Genomic DNA, 23,752 nt, shown 5'->3' with positions numbered 1-23,752 from the left:
GGTCAATTTGCTCCGAATCTTGGTGGTCAGTTTACTCCGGAACAGGTGGTCAATTTGCTCCGAAAATTGGTGGTCAATTTGAGCGTTTTTTCCAAGTCCTTCCTGTTCGAATTCTTTGGGGGTATAATGGCTTTTCAAATGAGTATGGCTTTAGACAATCTTTTGTAGATTATCTTGAGAGTAATATCTCAAAAGGCAATGAAAACATTATTGGAGGATTTGGACCCCATAATTTTCCAAATCTTATAATTTGCAATAAATACTCAATAATGAAGCAAAACGGGATGCCAGGAGGTGTGCCGTTAAATAATGAAAATTGGTGGTCATTTTATACTTCGTCAGCCTATAATCCAACACTTTTTTTTCTTGAACTTATATGGACACGTCTTACCTATAGATTTAAAGAGTTATCAATGGATGTATTTGGTGAAGATCTAACAATAGAGCCTGTTAAACCGTTTTTGGATTGCAGAATTAAAGAAAGTGATGGGAAATTAGGCTGGGAATATTTTTACCATGATTACAAATACGAACCTTTAGTAAAGCATTCGGTAGTGGCAGACTGGAACCCCATCGAACTTGATAAAAAACAATTTGTTATTATTAATGAACTATGTAAAAAGAAACAGATTGATTTAACTAATGATGATAAGCTGGAGGAGTTTATTATTTCTGAGAGTACTTACACTTCATTATCTGGTTTTTTGGAAAAATTAAAGGCAACAGGCTTGGTGTATGTTGAAAATAATATATTGAAACTCTTAACTGATGAGTGCCAATGTGTATTTCTTCCAGACGGAAGAGTAGTTGCTGCAGATAACAAAAGTGGAAGGCTATCAAGATGGGCTTTAAGAGAATTTGAAAAGCTGAAAGGTCGGAAATAAAGTGTGTTATTCAACACTTAATTTTATGAGAATACCTTTTTAAAATTATTTGTACAGAGCTGTCTTTTTTTCAACAAAACATCAAATACAATCTCCAACCCCAAAATTAATGAGCTTTATTTGGTTGGAATTAATATACGAAATTTGATTTGAAAGACAATTTAATTGTAAGATAGTACAGGATGTCAAAATTGCATTATTTTTTAAAAGGATTGTGTCAAATAAATCGACTTGATTATCTGCAAATTGCATCTTATGTGTCAAATAAATGAAGTGAATATTTGGAATTAATTAAAAATGAGCTATATTTGCACCAGTAAAAACGACGATCTCTAGATTGTTTAAAAAAGTGACCTATTCGGTGACCTTATAAACAAGAGAACAATATAAAGCTTATGGATAGGGATTTTTTTGAAAAAGTACAAATCCCGTCCGGATCGCAAATCCTTAGATTTTTCTAAGGATTTTTTTTATGCTGAACTAACCGGAATTTTATTCAAAATTTATTTGCAGATATTGAGAAAAATCCTATATTTGCACCAGTAAAAAATGGAACTTATTATAGATGTTTTAATAGGGTTTTACTAAAATTTGATCCGGTAGTTCAGCTGGTTAGAATGCCGCCCTGTCACGGCGGAGGTCGCGGGTTCGAATCCCGTCCGGATCGCAAATCCTTAGATAATCTCTAAGGATTTTTTTTGTGCTGAAGTTTTCTGTTTACATTTTGTACTCTGCAATTTAGAATGTTTATTACAAAGGTTTTTCTACCGATGTGGAAGAACGGGTAGGAGATCATGTAATTGACTTTTTTAATGCAAGTTTTCCATTTTCATTTGAAATCTAATTTTCAAATTAAATTATTTCACCAGATTATGAAGATTAAATCATTCGCACTTCTTTTCATCTGCGTTTTCTTGATTTCTAAAAAACATTTGTTTTTCTCAATAAATTTGCACTTGCAATCATCTAAAAATTTTTTTCTCTGCGCAAAATTCAGTAATATTGTTAGAGGTGTAGCAACCGATTTCTAACATAAAATTACGACTATGAAGCCCAATGTTATTTCAATTGTTCTTGGTGGTGGAAGAGGGTCCAGACTCTTTCCGCTCACTTACTCTCGTTCTAAACCCGCCGTTCCAATTGCTGGTAAATACAGATTGGTCGACATCCCAATCTCTAACTGTTTAAACTCTGGCTACAATAAAATTTTGGTTCTTACGCAGTTTAATTCGGCTTCCCTCAATTCTCATATTAAAAACTCTTACCATTTTGATATTTTCAGTAAAGGTTTTGTTGATATTTTAGCAGCAGAGCAGAATGTTGAAAATGAAGAATGGTATCAAGGAACAGCAGATGCAGTAAGACAATCCATGAAACATTTGGACAAATATGATTATGATTACATTCTTATCTTATCTGGTGACCAATTGTATCAAATGGATTTTCGGGAGTTAATTGATTTTCATTGTATGAATGAGGGAGATATTACGATTGCAACCATCCCAGTTAATGCTAAAGATGCTCCCGGTTTTGGAATTTTAAAATCCGACACCCAAGGAAATATTACTTCTTTTATAGAAAAGCCCTCTCACGATATTTTGCATGAATGGAAATCTGAAGTTTCCGAAAAGAGCAAAAGTGAAGGAAAGGAGTATTTAGCTTCTATGGGAATTTATGTCTTCAGCAAAGATATGTTGAAGAAAATGTTCGAAGAAGATCCAGGTGATGATTTTGGGGGAGAATTGATCCCTAATGGAATTGGTACTTATAAAACATTAAGTTTCCAATATGATGGTTATTGGACAGACATTGGGACTATAGATTCATTTTTTGATGCAAATTTGGACTTAACCCGAGATTTCCCTAAGTTCAATTTATTTAGCAAAGCACCAATTTATACGCGCGCCAGAATGTTGCCGCCCTCGAAGATTTTAGGGTCTTATGTGAGCAAAGCAATCTTTGGAGATGGCTGTATAGTAATGGCCGATAAAATTGAAAATTCAATTGTAGGAAATAGAAGTAGAGTGGATAGAGGAAGCACCATAATGTCTAGCTACATGATGGGTGCAGATTTCTATCAGCAAACTACAGAAATTGTAAAAAATGATGAACAAGGAATTCCTAATTTGGGAGTCGGGAAATACTGCTACATTGAAAATGCAATTTTAGACAAGAATTGCCGAATTGGAGATAACGTACGAATTATTGGTGGTAAGCATTTGGCAGATGGTGATTATGATGATTATTCTATAAAAGATGGAATTGTAGTGGTAAAGAAAAATGCAGTCATCAATCCAGGTACCATTATTCCTTAACAAAATTAACCTCAATATTTAACGCGGTTACACAGTATCCGCGTTTTTTTGTCGCAAAATTTGTATTTTTGCCCCATGCGTTGGTTAAAGTTTAGCATTATAGGTGCACTCCTCATTTTGATTATTTATGCCCTATCCATGAGTTTCGTGGCAGAGAATAAAAGTTTCACGGTTAAAAAAGAAATCAATTATCCCGTAGAAAAGGTTTTTCCGCAATTCAGTAATCTGCAAAACTTTACACGCTGGATTTCTTTTTTCTCTGAGAATCCCAATCTTAGTTTTGATTTTTTCACTCCCTATGAAGGGCAAGGAAGTTCTATGGCGTATCACGATAAACATGAAGATGAATTTTTTGGTGATCTTTTTATCCGATATGAAAATCCTAACAAGACTTTACGCTATCAACTTTTTGAAGGGAAAAAGAATAATCCCTACGCCATTGATATTAAATTTATACCCAATAAAAATAAAACCACAATCGTCTGGTACATTCAAACGCCGAAACAACCTTTGCTTAAGCGAAGTCTCAACCTTTTTTCCGAGGATGAAATTGTAGTTAATTTGGATAGAAGCATGAAAAACCTTTTCAGTGTTTTAAGTAATAAGGTAGATAGAGATAAACAGCGAGAAGGGCTTAAGTTTGACAGTATTATGGTAGAAAAGCAGGAATCGCAATTGCTCCTCGGCATTAATGTAAATTCTAAAAATCTTAAAAACCAATGGTTTGATAATATTGTTTTGAACCATAACAAGGGTTTTAACTACATTACAAAAGATTTAGCGAAAAGAGATGATGAATATGGAGAACCCGTCTTAATCACAAATGCTGCTAATTTTAAAGATAAAGAAATATCCTATTACTATGGATTTCCCTTGTCCAAAAAAGTTCTCATATCAGATAACAATTTTAGTTTCAGAACCATCAATTCTAGCCAAAATTATATCATGTATTACCGCGGTTCCTTTGAGGGAAGAATAAAGGCAATTCAACAACTAATGGCGAAGGCGAAAGAAGACAATCTGCGTTCTGGCGATTTACAAATGACATTTATAGAAGAACCCGTGGATGGACAAAATGTGGTTTTAAAATTATCCCTACCTGTATTTCTCTAATAATCAAACAGGGTTTTTTTGACCATTTTTAAAGGGCAAGCTCACTTTTTTTTGCTAAATTTGTACTTTAAATCTAAATCAAGAGTTAATCTGTAAATAATGGACAAATTTTCATTCCTGAACGCTGCTCATTCGCAGTTAATAGAAGACTTATACCAACAATATTTAAAATTTCCCGATTCTTTAGAGCCTTCCTGGAAAGCATTTTTCCAGGGATTTGATTTTGCTCTCGAGAATTACAAAGAAGAAGCCATTGAAAATAATGCGACTTCCACTGCACCTGCGGTTCAATTTGCAGAACACTCTTTGGCAAACGGCCAATTATCTGAAGATATTCAGAAAGAATTTAAGGTTCTTAATCTAATTGAAGGATACAGACAAAGAGGCCACTTATTTACCAATACCAATCCAGTAAGAGAGAGGCGCCACTATGAACCGTCTTTGGATATTGAAAATTTTGGACTTACAGCAGCTGATTTGAGCAAAAAATTTAATTCTGCGGTAGAAACAGGATTGCCAGAAGCAGCTACGCTTCAAGAGATCGTTAAAAGATTAGAGAATATTTACTGTGAATCTATTGGGGTAGAATACATGCACATTAATAATATTGCAGAAAAGCAGTTTATTAGATCCTGGATTCACGTTAATGAAAACCATGCAAAGCTTTCTGCCGAAGAGAAAACGGAAATATTAGAAAAATTAAATCAAGCCGTAGCTTTTGAAAGTTATCTGCATACCAAATTTGTGGGTCAAAAAAGATTTTCTCTAGAAGGTGGGGAATCTCTAATTCCAGCCTTGGATCAGTTAATTACGCGCTCTTCTCAATTAGGAGTAGATGAAGTGGTATTAGGGATGGCACACCGCGGAAGATTAAGTGTTTTAACCAACATTTTCGGTAAATCTTACAAACAAATCTTTTCGGAGTTTGAAGGGAAAGAATTTGAAGAAGACGTATTTTCCGGGGATGTAAAATACCATCTGGGCTCTTCTAAAAAGATTAAAACCGCATCTGGGGAAGAAGTTTCGATTAACCTAACTCCAAATCCATCACATTTAGAAACGGTTGGAGCTTTGGTTGAAGGAATTTGCCGCGCAAAGGTGGATAACAAATATAAAGATTACAAAAAAGTTCTACCCATCATAATTCATGGAGACGGTGCTATTGCGGGGCAGGGAATCGTTTATGAGATTGCTCAGATGATGACTTTGGATGGCTATAAAACGGGTGGAACGGTTCACATTGTCGTAAATAATCAGGTTTCATTTACCACCAATTATTTAGATGCACGTTCTTCTATATACTGTACAGATATTGCGAAAGTAACTGAATCACCTGTAATGCATGTGAATGCAGATGATGTAGAATCTGTGGTGCATGCCATCAGATTTGCAGCAGACTTCCGTGCAGAATTTGGAAAAGATGTTTATATCGATTTATTGGGTTATCGTAAATATGGACATAATGAAGGTGATGAGCCTCGTTTTACGCAGCCTAATTTATATAAATTAATTTCTAAACATCAGAACCCTAGAGAGATCTACAAGGAAGTTTTGATCAAAGAAAATATAGTATCCGATGAAATTTTGAAAAAAATGGAAGCGGATTTTAAAAATCTTTTAGATGATAATTATGATGCTTCTAAGGAGATTGAAAGAAACACCCTAGACATTTTTATGTCTGATGATTGGGAAAAGTTACCTTTAAGTGGTCATGATGCAATGCTTGCTCCGGTTGACACTACTTTTGACTTAGAAAAATTGAAGAAGTTGGCGATTCAAATGTCAACTTTACCAAAAGATAAAAAATTCATTAATAAAATCACCAGACTTTTCGATACGCGTTTAAAGCAAATCGATGCAAATAGACTCGATTGGGCTTTAGGAGAATGGTTGGCTTATGCCACTTTATTGGTTGATGGCAATAACATCCGTATTTCTGGGGAAGATGTGGAACGTGGGACATTCTCTCACCGCCATGCTGTGATAAAAACTGAAGACACTGAAGAAGAAGTGGTTCCTTTAAAAGACATTTCCGAAAGCAGATTTGATATTTACAACTCTCACCTTTCAGAATATGGCGTTTTAGGTTTTGATTATGGTTATGCGATGGCCTCCCCAAATACTTTAACAATTTGGGAAGCACAGTTTGGAGATTTCTTAAATGGTGCGCAAATCATTATCGATCAATATTTAGTAGCTTCAGAAGAAAAGTGGAAAATCCAAAGTGGTTTGGTTCTTCTACTTCCTCATGGTTTTGAGGGTCAGGGAGCAGAACATTCCTCCGCACGTTTGGAGCGATTTTTAACGCTGTGCGCCAATGAAAATATGACTGTGGCAAATGCGACTACTCCGGCGAATTATTTTCACTTGTTAAGACGACAATTGAAATGGAATTTCCGTAAACCATTAGTCGTGATGACACCTAAATCATTATTGCGTCACTCGAAAGTGATTTCACCTTTAGAAGATTTTGCTATAGGAAAATTCCAGCCAATAATAGATGATGCACAAGCAGACCCGGCAAGAATTGAAAAATTAGTTTTTTGTTCCGGTAAAATCTATTATGAACTTTTAGCGAAAAAAGAAGAAATGAACTGTGAAAATATTGCTTTGGTTAGAATGGAACAATTGTATCCCTTGCAGCATGATCAAATAGAAGAAATTTTTGCAAAATACAGCAACCGAAAAGAACTCCTTTGGGTGCAAGAAGAGCCTGAAAATATGGGTGCTTGGACGTACATTTTAAGAAATTTCCGTGATACGGGGATTCAAGTTATTTCTCCAGTGCCAAGTGGTTCACCTGCACCAGGAAGTCACAAAATGTTCGAGAAAAATCAAAATGCTGTCATCAATAAAGTTTTTGGTAGAGATGATGCACCTGAAAAAAGACCAGTCACTGCTTAATTAGTAGTTTTAATCAGAATCAATTACAAATAATAAAAAATAATACGATGTCTATATTAGAAATGAAAGTCCCATCACCGGGTGAGTCCATCACAGAAGTTGAAATCGCATCTTGGTTGGTAAAAGATGGTGATTATGTGGAAAAAGATCAGCCCGTTGCCGAAGTAGATTCAGATAAAGCAACTTTAGAACTTCCTGCAGAACAAAGTGGAATTATCACGCTGAAAGCGGAAGAAGGTGAAGTGGTGCAAGTTGGTCAAGTAGTTTGTCTTATCGATATGGAGGGTGCGAAACCTGAAGGCGCTGCTGCTCCCAAAACGGAAAATGCAGAAGCTCCAAAAGCTGAAGAAAAAATCGTAGAAAAACCAGCATTAGTTCAAGAAGCGAAGAAAGAAGAAAAAGCTGCATCTACAAATTATGCCACTGGAACTCCTTCTCCCGCTGCGAAAAAAATATTAGAGGAAAAAGGAATTGAATCTTCTCAAGTTTCTGGTTCTGGTAGAGACGGTAGAATTACAAAGGACGATGCGGAAACTGCATCTGTACCTGCGATGGGAGATGCATCTTCTACCAATGGTTCCAGAGGTTCCAATACCACAAAACTATCTGTACTTAGAAGAAAAATCGCGGCAAGATTGGTTTCAGTTAAAAATGAAACCGCAATGTTAACTACTTTCAATGAAGTAGACATGTCAGAAATCTTCAGATTGCGAAAACAATACAAAGAGGAATTCGCGCAGAAACATGGTGTTGGTTTAGGATTTATGTCTTTCTTCACCAAAGCGGTTACAAGAGCTTTAAAATTATATCCAGATGTAAATGCATCAATTGATGGAGATTATAAAATTACTTATGACTTCTGTGATATTTCTATTGCCGTTTCTGGACCAAAAGGTTTGATGGTTCCTGTGTTGAGAAATGCAGAAGACATGACTTTTAGAAGTGTGGAATCGAATATCAAATCACTTGCGGAAAAAGTAAGAGATGGTAAAATTACCATTGACGAAATGACGGGTGGAACTTTCACTCTAACAAACGGTGGAACTTTTGGCTCCATGCTTTCTACTCCAATTATTAACCCACCGCAATCTGCTATCCTAGGGATGCATAATATTATCCAGAGACCTGTTGCAGTTGATGGCCAGGTAGTTATTCGCCCGATGATGTATTTGGCAGTTTCTTATGATCACAGAATTATTGATGGTAAAGAATCCGTAGGTTTCTTGGTGGCCATTAAAGAAGCAATTGATAATCCAGTAGAACATTTGATGAACGGGGACGAAAGAAAAGCTTTAGAACTTTAACGATAGATTATATATATCGACATATTGAAAAACCCGTCAAAAAAAGGCGGGATTTTTGTATAAGGTCTTAAAATATGTGTTATGTTTTCTACCACTACTTTCGATATTAAAGTGACCGTGACGCCAGAGTATGATGTGAAAAATAGTTTTCCCTCAGACAATCGCCACGTTTTCCGCTATAACATCACTATTGAAAATTTAGGCGAATTTTCTATCAAACTTCTCCGAAGAAAATGGTTGATTTATGATGTCGGATTTGGTTTTACGGAAGTGAGCGGCGATGGTGTGATTGGTTTAACCCCAGAAATTCATCCGGGAGAAACTTTTAAATACTTTTCTAATGTCGTTCTGCGATCTGGTGTCGGAAACATGACGGGAACCTATTACTGTTCACAACTTTTGACCAATACAAATATGGAAATAGAAATTCCAAAATTCAATTTGGTCTCCGAAGTTTTAAGCAACTAAAATATAAATTGACTCTTGCAGTCAATTTTTTTTTGATTTAAAGTACTTTTAGATTTTTCTTCATTAATTCATTTACTTCCTCAGTTCTCGTGAGCATTAAACGCTCGCACGCCAGCAAAGCTATTCTCGCGCAAACTTCTGCGTCATCTCCCGCGCGGTGATGCTTAAAGGAAATACTGTGATGCTCCGCCAAACTTTTCAAACCATATTTTGGTAAATTTTTCCAAGACTTTTTGGCCAAAGAAATGCTGCACAAGTAATTTAATTTCGGTTTAAAAAAGCCATAATAATCAAGACAACTTCGTAGTACACCTGCATCAAATCCCGCATTGTGCGCTACCATTAAATTGCCATACATTAATTCTTCGGCTTCATGCCAAATCTCCTCAAAAGTGGGGGAATCTTGAACATCTTTGGGATAAATTCCATGCACATCAATATTTCTAGGATGAAAGTAGGGAAAACTTGGCGGCTTAATGAGCCAAGTCTGAGTTTTTACAATGACGCCATTTTCTACCACACAAATTCCCATTTCGCACGCAGAATTTCTTTCGTGTGTAGCGGTTTCAAAATCAATGGCACAAAAATCAATCATGGAAAATTATATTTGTAGAAGGGGAAGGTTTAAAATATAAAGACGTGCAAAAATAAATAAAATATAGGTCTTTCTTAAGATTCAAATCTTTATTATTTCAAAAACTTATTGATTCAGAATACTATTAAGTTCGCGCCGAAAAAGATCAAATTTTGCCAAGTCATCATGCTTCCCGCCAGTAATTTCTATGAATTTTTTTTCGATGCCTGGTTTTGCTTCTTCGTATAAAGAGAAGAGTTTTTTTCCAGATTTTAAAGGAACCACGAAGTCTTTGGAACCATGAAAATGATACAGCGGAACATTAACATCCAATATAATTTCGTTTGACAGAAAGTGATAGGTCATTTTGGGAGACACTTTGTCGGTGACTTTTACGGGAAGCCAGCGATTGATCATATCTTGCAGATTATAAAATGCAGCTTCTAAAACAACAAATTTTGGCTGGTTTTCTGTGGCAACTTTCAGGGCGAAAGCTCCACCCAAGCTGCGTCCATAAACAATCACATTTTGTGCTCCATAATGGTCTGAAGCAAATTGAAAAGCAAACAGGGCATCAGAATAAAGATAATGTTCATTTCTGGGTCCTGTACTTTTTCCGTAACCACGGTAATCCATCACCAAAATATCATACCCGAAAAGGCACAGCTCACTTGCAATTTTACCCCAGCGGTGCAAATTATCGGCATTGCCATGAAAGTAGAGAATGACTCCTCTTGGATTTTCAACCTGGAAATGCAGCACATTAATTTCCCCCCCAAATGGAGTCTCCCACAAATATTCTTCAAAATTTTGCTTAAAGTCAAAAGCGTGGTGATGGGGTAAAACCGAGGGCAAAAACACCACTTTCTCTTGTAGATATTGAAGGATTTTACCCATGCATTTTTTTTAGGAAGAAATTCTGGTAATTAAAATCTTATCCACGCGCTGTTTGTCCTTATCAATGATTTCTAATTCCAAATCTTCAATGTTAACTTTGTCTCCTATTTCCGTAGAGCCATTGTGCTCATTCAAGAAAAAGCCAACCAGCGTGGTATAATTGTCTTTATTATCAAACTCATATTCCAAATCGAAATACTTAATAAATTCCACGATGGGGAATTGTGCGTCTGCAAGCCAAGAATTTTCACTTCGTTGAATAATTCGATAATCAAAATTTTCATTCATTGCCGTATCACCAACTAAGGCATCTAAAACATCGTGCATGGTCACCATTCCCACTGTATTGCCGTACTCGTCAATTACAATTCCGTAGTGATTCTGCTTTTGTTTAAAAACTTCTAAAACTTTGTAGGCGTAATAATTTTCATTCAAATAAAGGGGTTGCCTCAAGTATTTTTTTAAATCAAAGTTTTCTGGATCATCAATAGGGAAAAGATCTTTCATCACTACAATCCCGATGATATCATCTAATCCATTTCCATTGACTACTGGATAAGAATTGTGTTTTTCTTCTTTAATTTTTGCCAATGTTACTTCTAAACTGTCTTGACTATTCAAGAAAGTCATGGCGGTTCGATGCGTTAAGAGTGTATTAATTTTACGGTCACCCAATTCGAAAACGCGCTCTACAATATTGTGTTCAATGTAATCAATCTGACCTTCTTGCGCACTTTCTCTCACAATCGATTTAATTTCTTCTTCTGTTACAATGCTGTCTGAGGTGCTTTTGATACCAAAAAGCTTTAGTATTAAGTTATTTGAGGTAGTTAGCAGCCATACAAAGGGGGAGGTTATTTTGGATAAAACATCCATCGGCTTTGAAAGCATTGTTATGATCCGTTCTGGATAAGTCATGGCAATTCTTTTCGGTAAGAGTTCCCCCAAAAGGATGGATAAGAAAGTAATGAAAATTACAATTCCTATGGTTGCCAATGTTTTGGAGTAGGGCTGAATAACAGGAAATTGATCCAGAAAACTTCGAAAATCATTTGTGAGATTTTCACCAGAATAAACCCCTAATAAAATACCGATTAGCGTAATTCCTATTTGTACGGTAGAGAGAAATTTGGTAGGATTTTCTGAGAGTTCTATGGCTTTTTTTGCACCAGCGCTGCCTTTTTTTGACGCATTTTCTAGCTTAAATTTCCGCGAGGAAACCAGAGACATTTCAGACATGGCAAATACGCCATTCAATAAGACCAGTAAAATGATGATCAATAATTCCATTAAATTTTAAATTTTTGTAAAGATAATTTTTTTGGGCGTATTGCGAAGTGCTTTACTTGCGATGATTTTGCCCCATGCTGGTTTTTCCGTGATCGATAAAAACTTTTCTTTCCTCAAAAATCTCTTCCATCACGCGATGATATTCTTCAAACTGATGAATATCGATATGGCCCGCCCGCAAAATGACGTAGAGTCGCGTTAATTTGGGATTAATTTCCGATAAATCTACGGCCGTATTAAGAGGAACCAATCGATCATCACTACCATGAATAATTTTGATGGGGCATCTTACATTTTTCAGATAATGGAAGGTGGGAATATTATACCGCAGAAATGGTTTCGCCGGCATAAAAGGAAGATAACGATGAATGGTGCGAAGAAGAGAATAGAGTGGCGACGTAAGAATAAGAAGTCGTGGATTATTTTTCGCCGCCAATCTCGCGGCAAATCCAGATCCCAAAGATCTGCCGTAAACAGTGATTTTATCTTCTGTATATTTTTCCTTAACCAAGTCATAAATGTATTGAGTATCGCGTTTCATGGCTTCAACAGTTCGTTTTCCCGTACTTTTTCCGAAGCCCCGATAATCCATCATGATGACTTCATAATTGAGTCGTGTAAAATCAATCGCAAATTTCCCCCAACCTTTGATGCTTTTCGTATTTCCTTTTAAATAAATTACGACACCTTTTGGGTCATCAACTTGAAAATGGAGGTAATTGATTTGTGCGCCAGCTTCTGGTTCTACGGTTTTCTCTTCCGCTTTTAAATTATCGTACGCAAATTTAAAGTCGGGAGGTAATTTTTCTGGCTGAAAAAAAAATCGATGTTGAAAAAAATAAATCAAAATCCCCAGAACCAAAATTAGGGCGATGATGATTCCCAATATTAAGTAAAAATCTATTTTCATACGTTAGCATAAATGTAGATATTTTAATTTGAAGTTTAATAAGAAGAAGACAGACTGCTTGACTTAGGATAAAAAATGTTTAAAAACCAACCATTTTTCCTGGTAGTAATTTTTGATTTGATGTTTCCCTCGCCTTTTCCAAGTTCCGCAAAATTGTGCATATACGGAAAAGTGTGCTCTGATTAAAGCCCACAAATGTGAAAGTCCATTTTTATATGCAAAATAAAATCCTGCAAAAACGTCCAGAATTAATCGTATGGGGAATATCCAAATTAAAGTAGCGAGTGGGAGATTCTTCACCAGCATGGAAAGATTATTTCTGATATTCAAAAAAGTTTTTTGCGGATTTTGCTGGCTTAATGTTCCGCCACCAACGTGATACACTGCGGATTTTCCCGTGTAGAATATTTTTCGTCCTTTATTTTTCAGACGCCAACATAAATCGATTTCTTCTTGGTGCGCAAAAAACCTTTCGTCAAATCCTTTCTGCGCCCAAAAATCCTTGGATCGTATGAAAAGACAACATCCAGAGGCCCAAAAAATTTCTGTTGTATCATCAAATTGACCTTCGTCTTTTTCTATTTTATCAAAAACCCTTCCTCTACAATAGGGAAACCCTAGATTGTCAATTAATCCTCCTCCGGCTCCGGCAAACTCAAAATATGCTCTTTGGTTATAATCCAATATTTTTGGCTGTATGGCGGCGATTTCAGAATCCTTTGAAAATATGGATAGAATAGGATGAATCCAGTTTGGCGTTACTTCGACATCCGAATTTAAAAGGCAGTAAATTTCTTCGGGAACACTCTTTAAACCTTCATTGTAGCCGCCTGCGAATCCAAAATTCTCTTTGTTGATAATGTTTTTTACATTGGGAAAATTAGTTTGTAAAAAAGAAACTGAATCGTCTGTGGAGGCATTGTCTATCACATATATGGTAGCACCTTCAGAATGCTTCAACACACTCGGAAGAAATTGTTCTAACCAATTTTTGCCATTCCAGTTTAAGATAACAATTGCTAAAGACTTCAAATTTTTAGATATTAGTAAGATTGTAAGGTATTAAACCATTTTTTTAATTCCGTGCGCATATTTCCATTTTCTATGAGACCATAAATAGTTATCTGGCCTTTTATTAATGGTATTTTCCAGTAGTTGATGGAATTTTTTAAGGACTTCATTTTCTACAAACTTTTCCCCATCAGGCGTAATTTTATGGTAATTGATTTGGTAGTAACCTCTCTTAACTTTCTTCATTTCGCAATAGATAAAAGTTAAGTTCATTCTGGTTGCCAACTTATCGTAACCTGTAAAAACTGGCGTTTTCTGATGTAAGAATTCTAAACCAGTATCTACAAAACTGATATGCGGCGTTTGATCAGCCACAAACATATAGATCGTATTACCATCATTTTTATTCCGAAAAATATGTCGCATCACTTCTCCCGCTTCTAAAGCTTTATTTCCAAAGCTATTTCTAATCTTCTTAATTTGATCTTCCCAAAATTTACTTTGGACCTTTCTATATACAGGATGAGAATGTTCTTGGGGAACAACACTGGCCAAAGCATTGAACCATTCCCAGTTAAAAACATGACCCGCCAATAAGATAATATTTTCTCCCTCTTTTTTAGCCTCATGAAATAAATCTTGATTTAAATGCTGAACTCTAACTCGGACTTCATTTTGGCTAATCGTAAAGGAGCGAATGGTTTCTACAATATAATCCGAAAAATTGTGGAAAAATTTTTTTCTAATCTGCTCCAGTTCGCTTTTGTCTTTATTCGGAAAGGATTTTTGAAGGTTCTCTAAAACAATTGACTTGCGATAACCCACAAAGTAATAGTTAAAAAAGAAAATAAGATCCGAAAATAGATACAGTATTCTCAACGGTAATTTAGAAATTAGAAATAAAATTTTAAGGAGGATATTCATCATGCAGCCTGCAAATTTAAGAATAATTAGCACTTAGGTTTAATATTTGTAGCAGGAAAATCTAAATTTATAGAAACAAAAATAATTTCATGAACAAATCGAAATTGAAAATAGGGTTTTTAGCCACAGCATTAGTATTTAGCACTGCATGTTCCCAAAAAAATGAAGAAGTGCAAATAACGGATAGTGATACCACAGTGGTTGCAAAGGATAGTGCCGAAATTCTAGCAGAAAAGAAAAAATTGGCCGCAGCTGAACTGGGAAAACTACCAAAACCTTATAATGACAAGGAAGATGCGGAAGCTAAAATTAAAGAATTAGTAGCACAGGCAAAAGCAGAAAATAAAAATATCATGATTCAAGCTGGTGGAAACTGGTGCATCTGGTGTTTAAGATTTAATGATTATGTTCAAAAAACTCCAGAGTTAAAACAAATTGTAGATCGAAATTATATTTATTACCATCTTAATTATTCGCCAGAAAATAAAAACGAAAAAGTTTTTGCAGCCTATGATAATCCAGGAAAAAAGTTTGGATACCCCGTTTTCATCGTTTTAGATCAGAATGGTAAAATGATTCATACCCAAGATAGCGCAGTTTTGGAGGAAGGAAAAGGATACAGCTTGCAAAAAGTTAAAGACTTTTTTAATAAGTGGACGCCAAAAGCATAAACAAAAAAAACCGAGAAATTTCTCGGTTTTTTTATTAGAGTAATTTTTTAATCCAATTGAGTTTATCTTCAGTATAAGGTGGATATTTTAAATCGGGTTCGCCCCAAGTTGCGCGGTCTAAAACGCTTTTTTGGTGAGAAAAAGTTTGGAATCCATATTTACCGTGATAACTTCCAATTCCAGAATTACCCACACCGCCAAAAGGTAAGTTATCATTGCTTAAATGCATTACCACATCATTGATACAACCACCACCGAAAGAAATCTTATTTACAAAATTTTCGATTTCATCAGAATCCTTGGTAAATAAATACGCGGAAAGTGGTTTTTCTTGCTCTGCAATCATTCGTAACGCTTCATTAAAGTTGTTAAAAGTCAGCACGGGAAGAATAGGACCGAAAATTTCTTCCTTCATTACAGCATCATCCCAGGTAACATTATGAAGAATAGTTGGTTCAATGAATCTTTTAGCAGCATCAGAATTCCCACCCACGAAAATTTTATCCTGATCAATCATTTTTACCAATCGTTCAAAATTTCTAATGTTGATAATTTGGGTGTATTGAGGCGACTCCGCCGTGTATTCAAATTTCTGAATATAAGATTTTAGGGTGTCCAAGAAGCTGTCTTTCACTTTTTCATCCACTAAAATATAATCTGGCGCTACACACGTTTGCCCAGCATTAATAAATTTGCCCCAAACAATTCTTTTTGCAGCGACGTCAAAATCTGCTGTTGACGAAACAATTGCTGGACTTTTCCCGCCTAATTCTAAGGTAACTGGCGTTAAGTTTTTCGCCGCCGCTTCGTACACAATCTTTCCAACTTTGGTACTTCCAGTAAAAAATATTTTATCAAATTTAAGCTTTAGAAGTTCGGTTGTTTCCTCTACGCCGCCTTCTATTAAGGATACATATTCTGGTGGAAAAACATCAGTTATAATCTTTGACATTGCTTTTGCCGTATTTTCTGATACTTCACTTGGTTTTAAGATACAGGTATTTCCAGCTGCAATTGCCGTCACCATCGGTGAGAGTGAAAGTTGGTAAGGGTAATTCCAAGCACCAATCACCAAAGTACATCCCAAAGGGTCACTGTAAATTTTACTAGAACCAAATTGATTTGCTAAGTTGGTCGAAACTTTTTTTGGCTTTGAAAGGGAATTTATATTTTTTAAATAGTAGTCAATATCCTTTAAAACAAAGGAAATCTCTGTGGTATAGGTGTCAAATTTTGATTTTCCGAAATCCTCGAAGATTGCTCTGTAAAGTTCTTGTTCATTATTGACCAAGGCATCCCGTAGTTTTTTCAGATACATTTTTCTGAATTTGACATTCTTCGTCTTTTGCGAATTGAAAAATTCTCTTTGCTTTTCTAATATATTTTGAAAATCCATTATTTATTTTTTGAAGTGTATTTTGTTTAAAAGATTTAAAAATCTTTTAATTATTTATTATAAATCCTGCTGCTCTTTCCCCAATCATAATACATGCCGCATTGGTATTTCCAGAAATAATATCGGGCATGATGGAAGCATCCGCAATTCTCAGATTTTCAATTCCGTGAACTTGCAACTTATTGTTAACCACAGAATTTTCATCATTTCCCATTCTGCAGGTTCCAACTGGATGATAAAGCGTTTCCAAGGTTTTTTTAAGATGCTCAATTAAAACTTCATCAGATGAATTCCTTTTGGGCCAATCCATTTTCTCCAGCCGGACATCATCAAAACTAGACGAATCCATTATATCCATTGCTTTCTTTAAGCCAATTAATAAACGGTTCACATCGTTTTCATGAGATAAGAAATTAGGTTGAATAAGAGGCGCAATTCGGCTGTCCTTAGATTGCAAAAGAATAGAACCCGTACTTTCTGGATGAAGTAAAATTGCTAAAATCGTGTATCCATTGGTTGTTGGGAGGGAAAAAGGATTGTATAGATCTGCTTTATAATCCTTTCCCATGTGCAAAGGCGAGAAGTGAAATTGTAAATCAGGAACTTTTTGATCTTCTGAAGATTTAAAAAAAGACGTGGTTTCTATGATCGAATGATTGAGCAAAGATTCTTTCTTTCGTAAATATTGAAATAAGTTGTTGACGAAACCAGTTTTCTTAATGACATTATTTAGTCCGTTCACCTTACTAAAATCGCTTGTTCCTGTCCAAACGTGGTCTTTCAGATTTTCCCCAACTGCGGGTAAATCTTTAATTACATCGATGTCAAACTTTTTAAGTTCCTCTTTTGGACCAATTCCTGAAATTTTTAAAAGTTGTGGAGATTGAATGGCACCCGCACAAAGAATGACTTCCTTATTGCAAAATATTTTTTCCGTTGAATTTTTGCCAGTGTAAATTTCGACACCAATCGCTTTCCCATTTTCTATCAATATTTTTTTGACCGAAGTCTTTGTTTTGAGGGTTAGATTTGTTCGATCAGATATGGGTTTTAGAAATGCTTCGTATGTACTTTGACGAATATTTTGATCAATCGTGAATTGCAAAAATGAAGAACCTTCCTGCTTTTCGCCATTATAATCTTCATTAAAATTTAAGCCATTTTCATTACAGGCTTCGATAAAGTTATAGGTCGACTTACTGTATTCTTTTCTTAATGAAACTTTTAATTCGCCATCCTTCCCGTGAAACTTATCATTAAAGGAAAAGTTATTTTCAGATTTTTTGAAATAGGGAAGAACTGATTCGTAATTCCAACCCTCATTTCCCATTTCTTGCCAATCATCATAATCTTTTGCATTTCCGCGCACATATGCCATTGCATTTGTTGCACTTGAACCGCCTAAGGATTTCCCTCTTGGAATATATATATTTCGATTATTGACAAATTTTTGAGGCTCTGTCGAAAATGCCCAATCCATTTTGCCGCGATTCAATAAACTGTACCAACCCGGAATTTTTGATAGAAAACTTGGTTTTCCACCTGCTTCTAATAATAAAACAGAATTTTCTTGATTTTTACTCAGGCGATTTGCTAAAACACTTCCAGAAGAACCCGCCCCAATAATGATAAAGTCTACATTCATTTTCTTACAGTCTATTTCTTAAATCTACTCATTTAATTCATCATATAATTAAAAACACGTAATTTTTAATAATGTGCTAAATAATATAATAACAAAAAAATTTATTTAAGATTGATTAACTTTCATTTCTCCTCTTAAACTATTACTTTTGTGTCCTTAAAGATTTACAATGAATTCTTACAAAAACCCGCTTGAAGAACGTTATTCGAGTGAAGAAATGCTCTATAATTTCTCACCCAATAACAAGTTCCGAAACTGGCGAAAACTGTGGATTGCACTCGCTGAAATTGAAAAAGATTTAGGACTTGATATTTCTGAGGAACAGATTTCCCAACTGAAAGACAATGCCGAAGACATTGACTATGAGAAAGCTGCAGAATATGAAAAGAAATTCCGTCATGATGTTATGGCGCATGTGCATACTTATGGCGACGCAGCTCCTTTGGCGAAAGGAATTATTCATTTAGGCGCAACTTCCGCATTTGTAGGAGACAATACGGATCTTATTCAAATGCGTGATGGACTATTGCACCTAAAAAAGCAGTTGGTTAATGTCATCCAAAAACTGAGTTCATTTGCTCTTGAATATAAAGATTTACCCACTCTAGGATTTACCCATTATCAACCTGCACAATTAACGACGGTCGGTAAAAGAGCCACGCTTTGGTTACAATCATTAATTTTAGATTTAGAAGAATTGGAATTCTTTCTAGAGACTTTAAGATTTAGAGGAGTTAAAGGAACTACGGGAACTGCAGCCAGCTTTTTAGAATTATTTGACGGGGATTATGATAAAGTAAAAACCTTAGATAAAGAACTTTCTAATAGATTTGGATTTGAAAAAGTTTTTGGCGTTTCCGGACAAACATACGATCGAAAAATCGACGCGAAAGTGGTTTCCTTGCTTTCCAATATTGCACAATCTGCCCATAAATTCACAAATGATTTAAGGCTCCTCCAGAATTTAAAAGAGCTAGAAGAACCTTTTGAAAAAAGTCAAATTGGCTCTTCGGCGATGGCTTATAAAAGAAATCCGATGCGATCTGAAAGAATTGGAGCCTTGGCAAAATTTGTAATGTCTTTGGCAACAAGTTCAGCCATGGTTGCTTCTACACAATGGTTTGAGCGAACTCTAGATGATTCTGCCAACAAAAGATTAACCATTCCACAAGCATTTTTAGCCGTGGATGCGATTCTCTTGATCTGGAATAATATTATGGACGGAATTGTGGTTTACGAAAATAGAATCCGCAAACATATCATGGAAGAACTTCCTTTTATGGCCACAGAATATATCATCATGGAAGAAGTAAAAGCCGGCGGAGACCGACAGGAAATTCATGAAACAATTCGTGTTCATTCCATGGAAGCTTCAAAAAAAGTGAAAATGGAAGGCAAGGAAAATGACCTGATCGAGCGAATTATGAAGGATGATTCTTTAAAAATGGACAAATCTAAAATTGCAGAAGTTTTGGATCCCAAAAATTTCATTGGTTTTGCACCAATTCAAACTGAAGAATTTATCGAAAATGAAGTGAAGCCTATTCTTGATAAATATTCCGAACTAATTGGGCTAAAAGCCGACCTTAAAGTTTAAATTTTAATGCAGCCTTTTTGGCTGCATTTTTTACTTTGTTAAAGTTCTAAATTTTTGACAAAGTTTATCAATAAAATTGAAAATGAAAAAACGAATTTTCGTAGAAAAAAAAGGAATTTTCGATGTAGAAAGTCCTAAAATATTTGATGAGTTAAAAAATACGATTCCACATTTGCAAAATGTGAAAATGTATAACGTTTACGATGTGTTTGAGGTAAACGAAGACGAATTGAATAAAGTGATCTTCAATACTTTTGTGGATCCAGTGACAGACATTCTCCACGCCGAAAATCCTGCGAGAAATTTGCATTTTTCAACAGAATTTTTACCAGGTCAATATGATCAGAGAGCAGATTCTGCACAGCAATGCATCGCTTTATTGACGGGAAATGAATCATCTATTGTCCGTAGTGGAAAATTGTACGAATTTTTTGGTGCGACGGAAGAGGATTTAGAAACCATCAAAAATATCCTCATCAATAAAGTTGAAGCGCAGGAGAAAAACTTGGCAAAATTGGAAATTCCAAAGCAAGAAATTCCAGACCAAGTGTTAACATTCCAAGGTTTTAATGAGTTTTCGAAGGAAGAACTTGAGGGATTTTATACCAACCACGGATTTTCTTTTGGTTTAGATGATTTAGATTTTATCCAAAATTACTTTAAAACCGAGAATAGAAATCCAACCGAGACAGAACTCAAAGTTTTGGATACGTATTGGAGCGATCACTGCCGACATACCACTTTTGAAACGGAATTGACTGATATTCAATTTAATGATTCTTTTAAATCTACTTTAGAATCGATATTTAATGATTATTTAGAAAAACGAAAATTCTTAGGGCGAGAAGCCAAGCCAATTTCCTTGATGGATTTGGCGACTGTTTGTGCACGATATTTTCACAAAACCGGAAAGCTGGATAATTTGGTTGTTTCTGACGAGATTAATGCCTGTACAATTGAAATTGAAGCCGAATTTGATGGTAAAAAAGAACCATGGTATTTATTATTTAAAAACGAAACCCATAATCATCCCACAGAAATAGAACCTTTTGGTGGCGCTTCAACCTGTTTAGGTGGCGCCATTCGCGATCCTTTATCAGGCAGAGCTTTTGTGTATCAAGCCATGAGATTAACTGGTGCAGCAGATGTGTTGGAGCCAATTTCACAAACGTTACCCGGAAAGCTTCCGCAAAGAACAATTACGAAACAAGCTGCAAACGGATATTCCTCTTATGGAAATCAAATCGGGTTAGCTACAACATCTGTGCACGAAATTTATCACGAAGGTTACAAAGCGAAACGCATGGAAGTGGGCTTCGTTGTAGGTGCAGTGAAAAAAGATTGGGTCCGACGGGAAAAGCCAGAAACTGGCGACTTGGTTATTTTATTAGGTGGAGCTACAGGTAGAGATGGTGTTGGTGGGGCAACCGGAAGTTCCAAAGAGCAGGACGAGACTTCTATTCATGAGCTTTCTACGGAAGTTCAAAAAGGTAATGCCGTAGAAGAAAGAAAAATTCAGCGATTATTCCGAAATAAAGAAGTGACAACTTTAATTAAGAAATCAAATGATTTCGGTGCGGGCGGAGTTTCAGTAGCCATCGGAGAAATTGCAGATTCCTTAGAAATTAATTTGGATCATCTTCCGCTTAAATATGAAGGTTTGAACGGAACAGAACTCGCAATATCGGAATCACAAGAAAGAATGGCAGTAGTCATTGAAGCAAAAGACAAAGATCAATTTATAAAATATTGTCAAAAGGAGAACATAGAAGCGGTAGAGGTTGCAAAAGTAACGGATTCGGGCCGCATGAAGATGTTTTGGCAGGGAAAAACGATTGTCGATTTAAGTCGAGAATTTTTAGATTCTAATGGGTGTGCTAAAAAACAGCACGCCTCAATTTCCCACTTGCAACCTGTTGAAAATAAGGAGATAACCTTTAACGAAGAAAATTTCTTAACACTGTTGGCGGATAAAAATATAGCCTCTCAAAAAGGTCTTATAGAAATGTTTGATTCCTCCGTGGGTGGAACAACCGTAGCAATGCCTTTTGGTGGCAGGTATCAAATGACAGAAATGGAAGGAAGCGTTCAAACGTTGCCTGTATTGCACGCGAAGAACGTAGAAACTGTATCACTCGCAAGTTGGGGATTTGATGCAGATGTGTCGTCCCAAAATTCTTTGGTGGGTGCTGCAAATGCGGTGGTAGAAAGTGTCGCCAAAATTGTGGCGATGGGCGGTGATTATAAAAATATCCGTTTAAGTTTTCAGGAGTATTTTGAAAAATTGGGTAAAGACGCTGAGAAATGGGGTAAACCTTTAGCCGCACTTTTGGGAGCGTATGATGCTCAAATGAATTTTGAATTGGCTGCCATTGGTGGAAAAGATTCCATGAGCGGTAGTTTTAATGACATTCATGTTCCACCAACGTTAATTTCTTTTGCTTGTGCGAACGGCGAGAAGAAAAATATCATCTCTCCTGAATTGAAAAAGATAGGGAATAAATTGTATTTATTTAATCATACTCCGCAAGAAAATGGAATGCCGGATTACAAAAATTTAAAAGAAATTTTTGAGTTTGTACATCAAAAAATTTCCACTAGAAAGATTGTTTCGGTGAAGACAATTAAGGATGGAGGTATTGCAGTGGCCTTGGCGAAAATGACTTTCGGTAATCATTTTGGCGCGGATATTAAGGTCTCGGAAAACCTATTGTTGAAAAAGGGTTGTGGCAGTTTCCTCATAGAAAGTACAGAGGAAATCAATCATTCTTTACTTCAAGTAATTGGAGAGGTTGTAAATTTTGAAGCTTTGAAAATCAATGGTTTAGATTTTAAAATCAAAAATTTACTTGATGTTTATACGGGAACATTTGAAGATTTATTTTCTACTATAGAAAAGCACAATATTGTCCTTAATATCGATGAGAATTTAAATGCTATTAAGCCAAGTCAGATTCTAATGAGAACTCATAAAATAGCACAGCCGAAAGTTTTTCTCCCAATTTTTCCTGGAACTAATTGTGAATATGAGACACAAAATGCCTTTCGAAAAGAAGGAGCGAAAATTTCAAGTTTGCCTTTGATTAATTTAAATCATCATCTTCTTAATGAAAGTTTAGACGCTTGGATTTCCGAAATTAATGACTCCCAAATTTTAGCTTTATCTGGTGGTTTTTCTGCGGGTGATGAACCTGATGGTTCTGCTAAATTTATTGTGAACGTTTTAAAGAATGAGCGGATTAGAGAAGCTGTTCAAAATTTGTTGGACCGAGATGGGATGATTTTGGGGATTTGTAATGGTTTTCAGGCCCTGGTAAAATCTGGGCTTTTGCCGTATGGTAAAATTCGGGACTTGGATGCAGATTCCCCAACATTGGCTCATAATGCAATTGGACGGCATATTTCTCAGATGGTAGATGTAAAAGTGATTAATGATGATTCGCCTTGGTTGAAAGGGATGAAGGGGAAAGTTTATACCATCCCAATTTCCCATGGAGAAGGTAGATTCATGGCGTCTGAAGAGGTAATTAAGCAGTTGTATATAAAAGGTCAGATTGCAACGCAGTATATTGATCAGGAAGCTAACGTTGCACATGGAATGCCTTTTAATCCAAATAATTCCCTTTTTGGTATCGAAGGAATTACGAGTGAGAGTGGTAAAATTTTCGGTAGAATGGGCCATCCTGAACGATTTTCTGAAGGATTAATGAAAAATATTCCAACTGCCAATTATCATAATATTTTTAGAAACGGAGTAGAATATTTCATGTAACAGGTGATATAAGGCTAATTGATAATATTGACCATTTATAATCTTTTGACCTTATTTTTTATTCTATTTATTAGCTA

General features: G+C 35.7%; 17 protein-coding genes and 1 tRNA gene. 10 read left to right on the top strand and 8 right to left on the bottom strand.

Translation table 11 applies throughout. The annotated features are described in order from the left end of the window. The 7 genes from RCH13_RS10355 to apaG form a co-directional block, all read left to right on the top strand. Nucleotides 1-884 (top strand): hypothetical protein (locus RCH13_RS10355; RefSeq protein ID WP_326987166.1); only part of this gene is annotated, 884 nt, incomplete at its 5' end. 593 nt (nucleotides 885-1,477) lie between these two features. Further along, nucleotides 1,478-1,551 (top strand) — tRNA-Asp (locus RCH13_RS10350). A 379-nt stretch (nucleotides 1,552-1,930) separates the two neighbouring features. Continuing rightward, complete coding sequence (locus RCH13_RS10345) at nucleotides 1,931-3,199, top strand: glucose-1-phosphate adenylyltransferase (protein ID WP_326987165.1); 1,269 nt, start codon at nucleotides 1,931-1,933, stop codon at nucleotides 3,197-3,199. A gap of 75 nt (nucleotides 3,200-3,274) precedes the next feature. Further along, a complete protein-coding gene (locus tag RCH13_RS10340) occupies nucleotides 3,275-4,312 on the top strand; it encodes a polyketide cyclase (RefSeq protein WP_326987164.1) in 1,038 nt (345 codons plus the stop codon). A gap of 99 nt (nucleotides 4,313-4,411) precedes the next feature. Beyond that, nucleotides 4,412-7,216, top strand: a complete 2,805-nt coding sequence (locus RCH13_RS10335; protein WP_326987163.1) for a 2-oxoglutarate dehydrogenase E1 component — start codon at nucleotides 4,412-4,414, stop codon at nucleotides 7,214-7,216. Nucleotides 7,217-7,263: 47 nt separating this feature from the next. Next, nucleotides 7,264-8,520: a 2-oxoglutarate dehydrogenase complex dihydrolipoyllysine-residue succinyltransferase gene (odhB, locus tag RCH13_RS10330; RefSeq protein WP_326987162.1), complete on the top strand. Its 1,257-nt coding sequence runs from the start codon at nucleotides 7,264-7,266 to the stop codon at nucleotides 8,518-8,520. Between the two features lie 81 nt (nucleotides 8,521-8,601). Next, on the top strand, nucleotides 8,602-8,988 hold the full coding sequence (gene apaG, locus RCH13_RS10325; RefSeq protein WP_326987161.1) for a Co2+/Mg2+ efflux protein ApaG: 387 nt from the start codon (nucleotides 8,602-8,604) through the stop codon (nucleotides 8,986-8,988). A 37-nt stretch (nucleotides 8,989-9,025) separates the two neighbouring features. On the opposite strand, the gene RCH13_RS10320 is transcribed toward apaG, so the two are convergent. The 6 genes from RCH13_RS10320 to RCH13_RS10295 form a co-directional block, all read right to left on the bottom strand. After that, entirely contained in the window at nucleotides 9,026-9,583 is a 558-nt protein-coding gene (locus RCH13_RS10320) for a 3'-5' exonuclease (protein WP_326987160.1), read from the bottom strand. A 105-nt stretch (nucleotides 9,584-9,688) separates the two neighbouring features. Further along, nucleotides 9,689-10,459, bottom strand: a complete 771-nt coding sequence (locus RCH13_RS10315; protein WP_326987159.1) for an alpha/beta hydrolase — start codon at nucleotides 10,457-10,459, stop codon at nucleotides 9,689-9,691. Nucleotides 10,460-10,468: 9 nt separating this feature from the next. Next, nucleotides 10,469-11,749, bottom strand: coding sequence for a hemolysin family protein (locus RCH13_RS10310; RefSeq protein ID WP_326987158.1), 1,281 nt, complete (start codon nucleotides 11,747-11,749; stop codon nucleotides 10,469-10,471). Nucleotides 11,750-11,801: 52 nt separating this feature from the next. Then, nucleotides 11,802-12,659, bottom strand: a complete 858-nt coding sequence (locus tag RCH13_RS10305; protein WP_326987157.1) for an alpha/beta hydrolase — start codon at nucleotides 12,657-12,659, stop codon at nucleotides 11,802-11,804. 63 nt (nucleotides 12,660-12,722) lie between these two features. Beyond that, the gene (locus RCH13_RS10300) at nucleotides 12,723-13,691 is read right to left on the bottom strand and encodes a glycosyltransferase family 2 protein (protein ID WP_326987156.1); all 969 of its coding nucleotides are present in this window, start codon (nucleotides 13,689-13,691) and stop codon (nucleotides 12,723-12,725) included. A 30-nt stretch (nucleotides 13,692-13,721) separates the two neighbouring features. Then, the gene (locus tag RCH13_RS10295; protein ID WP_326987169.1) at nucleotides 13,722-14,594 is read right to left on the bottom strand and encodes a lysophospholipid acyltransferase family protein; all 873 of its coding nucleotides are present in this window, start codon (nucleotides 14,592-14,594) and stop codon (nucleotides 13,722-13,724) included. Nucleotides 14,595-14,683: 89 nt separating this feature from the next. Between RCH13_RS10295 and RCH13_RS10290 the strand changes: the two genes are divergently transcribed. Continuing rightward, complete coding sequence (locus RCH13_RS10290; RefSeq protein WP_326987155.1) at nucleotides 14,684-15,265, top strand: thioredoxin family protein; 582 nt, start codon at nucleotides 14,684-14,686, stop codon at nucleotides 15,263-15,265. Nucleotides 15,266-15,299: 34 nt separating this feature from the next. Here RCH13_RS10290 and RCH13_RS10285 read toward each other — a convergent pair whose 3' ends face one another. Together RCH13_RS10285 and RCH13_RS10280 are read right to left on the bottom strand one after the other, a co-directional pair. Beyond that, nucleotides 15,300-16,661, bottom strand: coding sequence for an aldehyde dehydrogenase (locus RCH13_RS10285; RefSeq protein ID WP_326987154.1), 1,362 nt, complete (start codon nucleotides 16,659-16,661; stop codon nucleotides 15,300-15,302). A gap of 46 nt (nucleotides 16,662-16,707) precedes the next feature. Further along, nucleotides 16,708-18,306 carry a GMC family oxidoreductase gene (locus tag RCH13_RS10280; RefSeq protein WP_326987153.1) on the bottom strand — a complete coding sequence of 533 codons (1,599 nt, stop codon included), beginning with the start codon at nucleotides 18,304-18,306 and terminating at the stop codon, nucleotides 16,708-16,710. A gap of 169 nt (nucleotides 18,307-18,475) precedes the next feature. Between RCH13_RS10280 and purB the strand changes: the two genes are divergently transcribed. Both purB and RCH13_RS10270 read left to right on the top strand, forming a co-directional pair. Further along, a complete protein-coding gene (gene purB / locus RCH13_RS10275) occupies nucleotides 18,476-19,903 on the top strand; it encodes an adenylosuccinate lyase (protein WP_326987152.1) in 1,428 nt (475 codons plus the stop codon). Between the two features lie 82 nt (nucleotides 19,904-19,985). Continuing rightward, nucleotides 19,986-23,675, top strand: coding sequence for a phosphoribosylformylglycinamidine synthase (locus RCH13_RS10270; RefSeq protein WP_326987151.1), 3,690 nt, complete (start codon nucleotides 19,986-19,988; stop codon nucleotides 23,673-23,675). The last annotated feature ends 77 nt before the right edge of the window (nucleotides 23,676-23,752 follow it).

This window comes from Chryseobacterium sp. MP_3.2, assembly GCF_035984805.1.
Classification (GTDB): Bacteria; Bacteroidota; Bacteroidia; order Flavobacteriales; family Weeksellaceae; genus Kaistella.
Note: the sequence above shows the minus strand (reverse complement) of the source record. Positions and strands in the feature narration are given on the sequence as shown.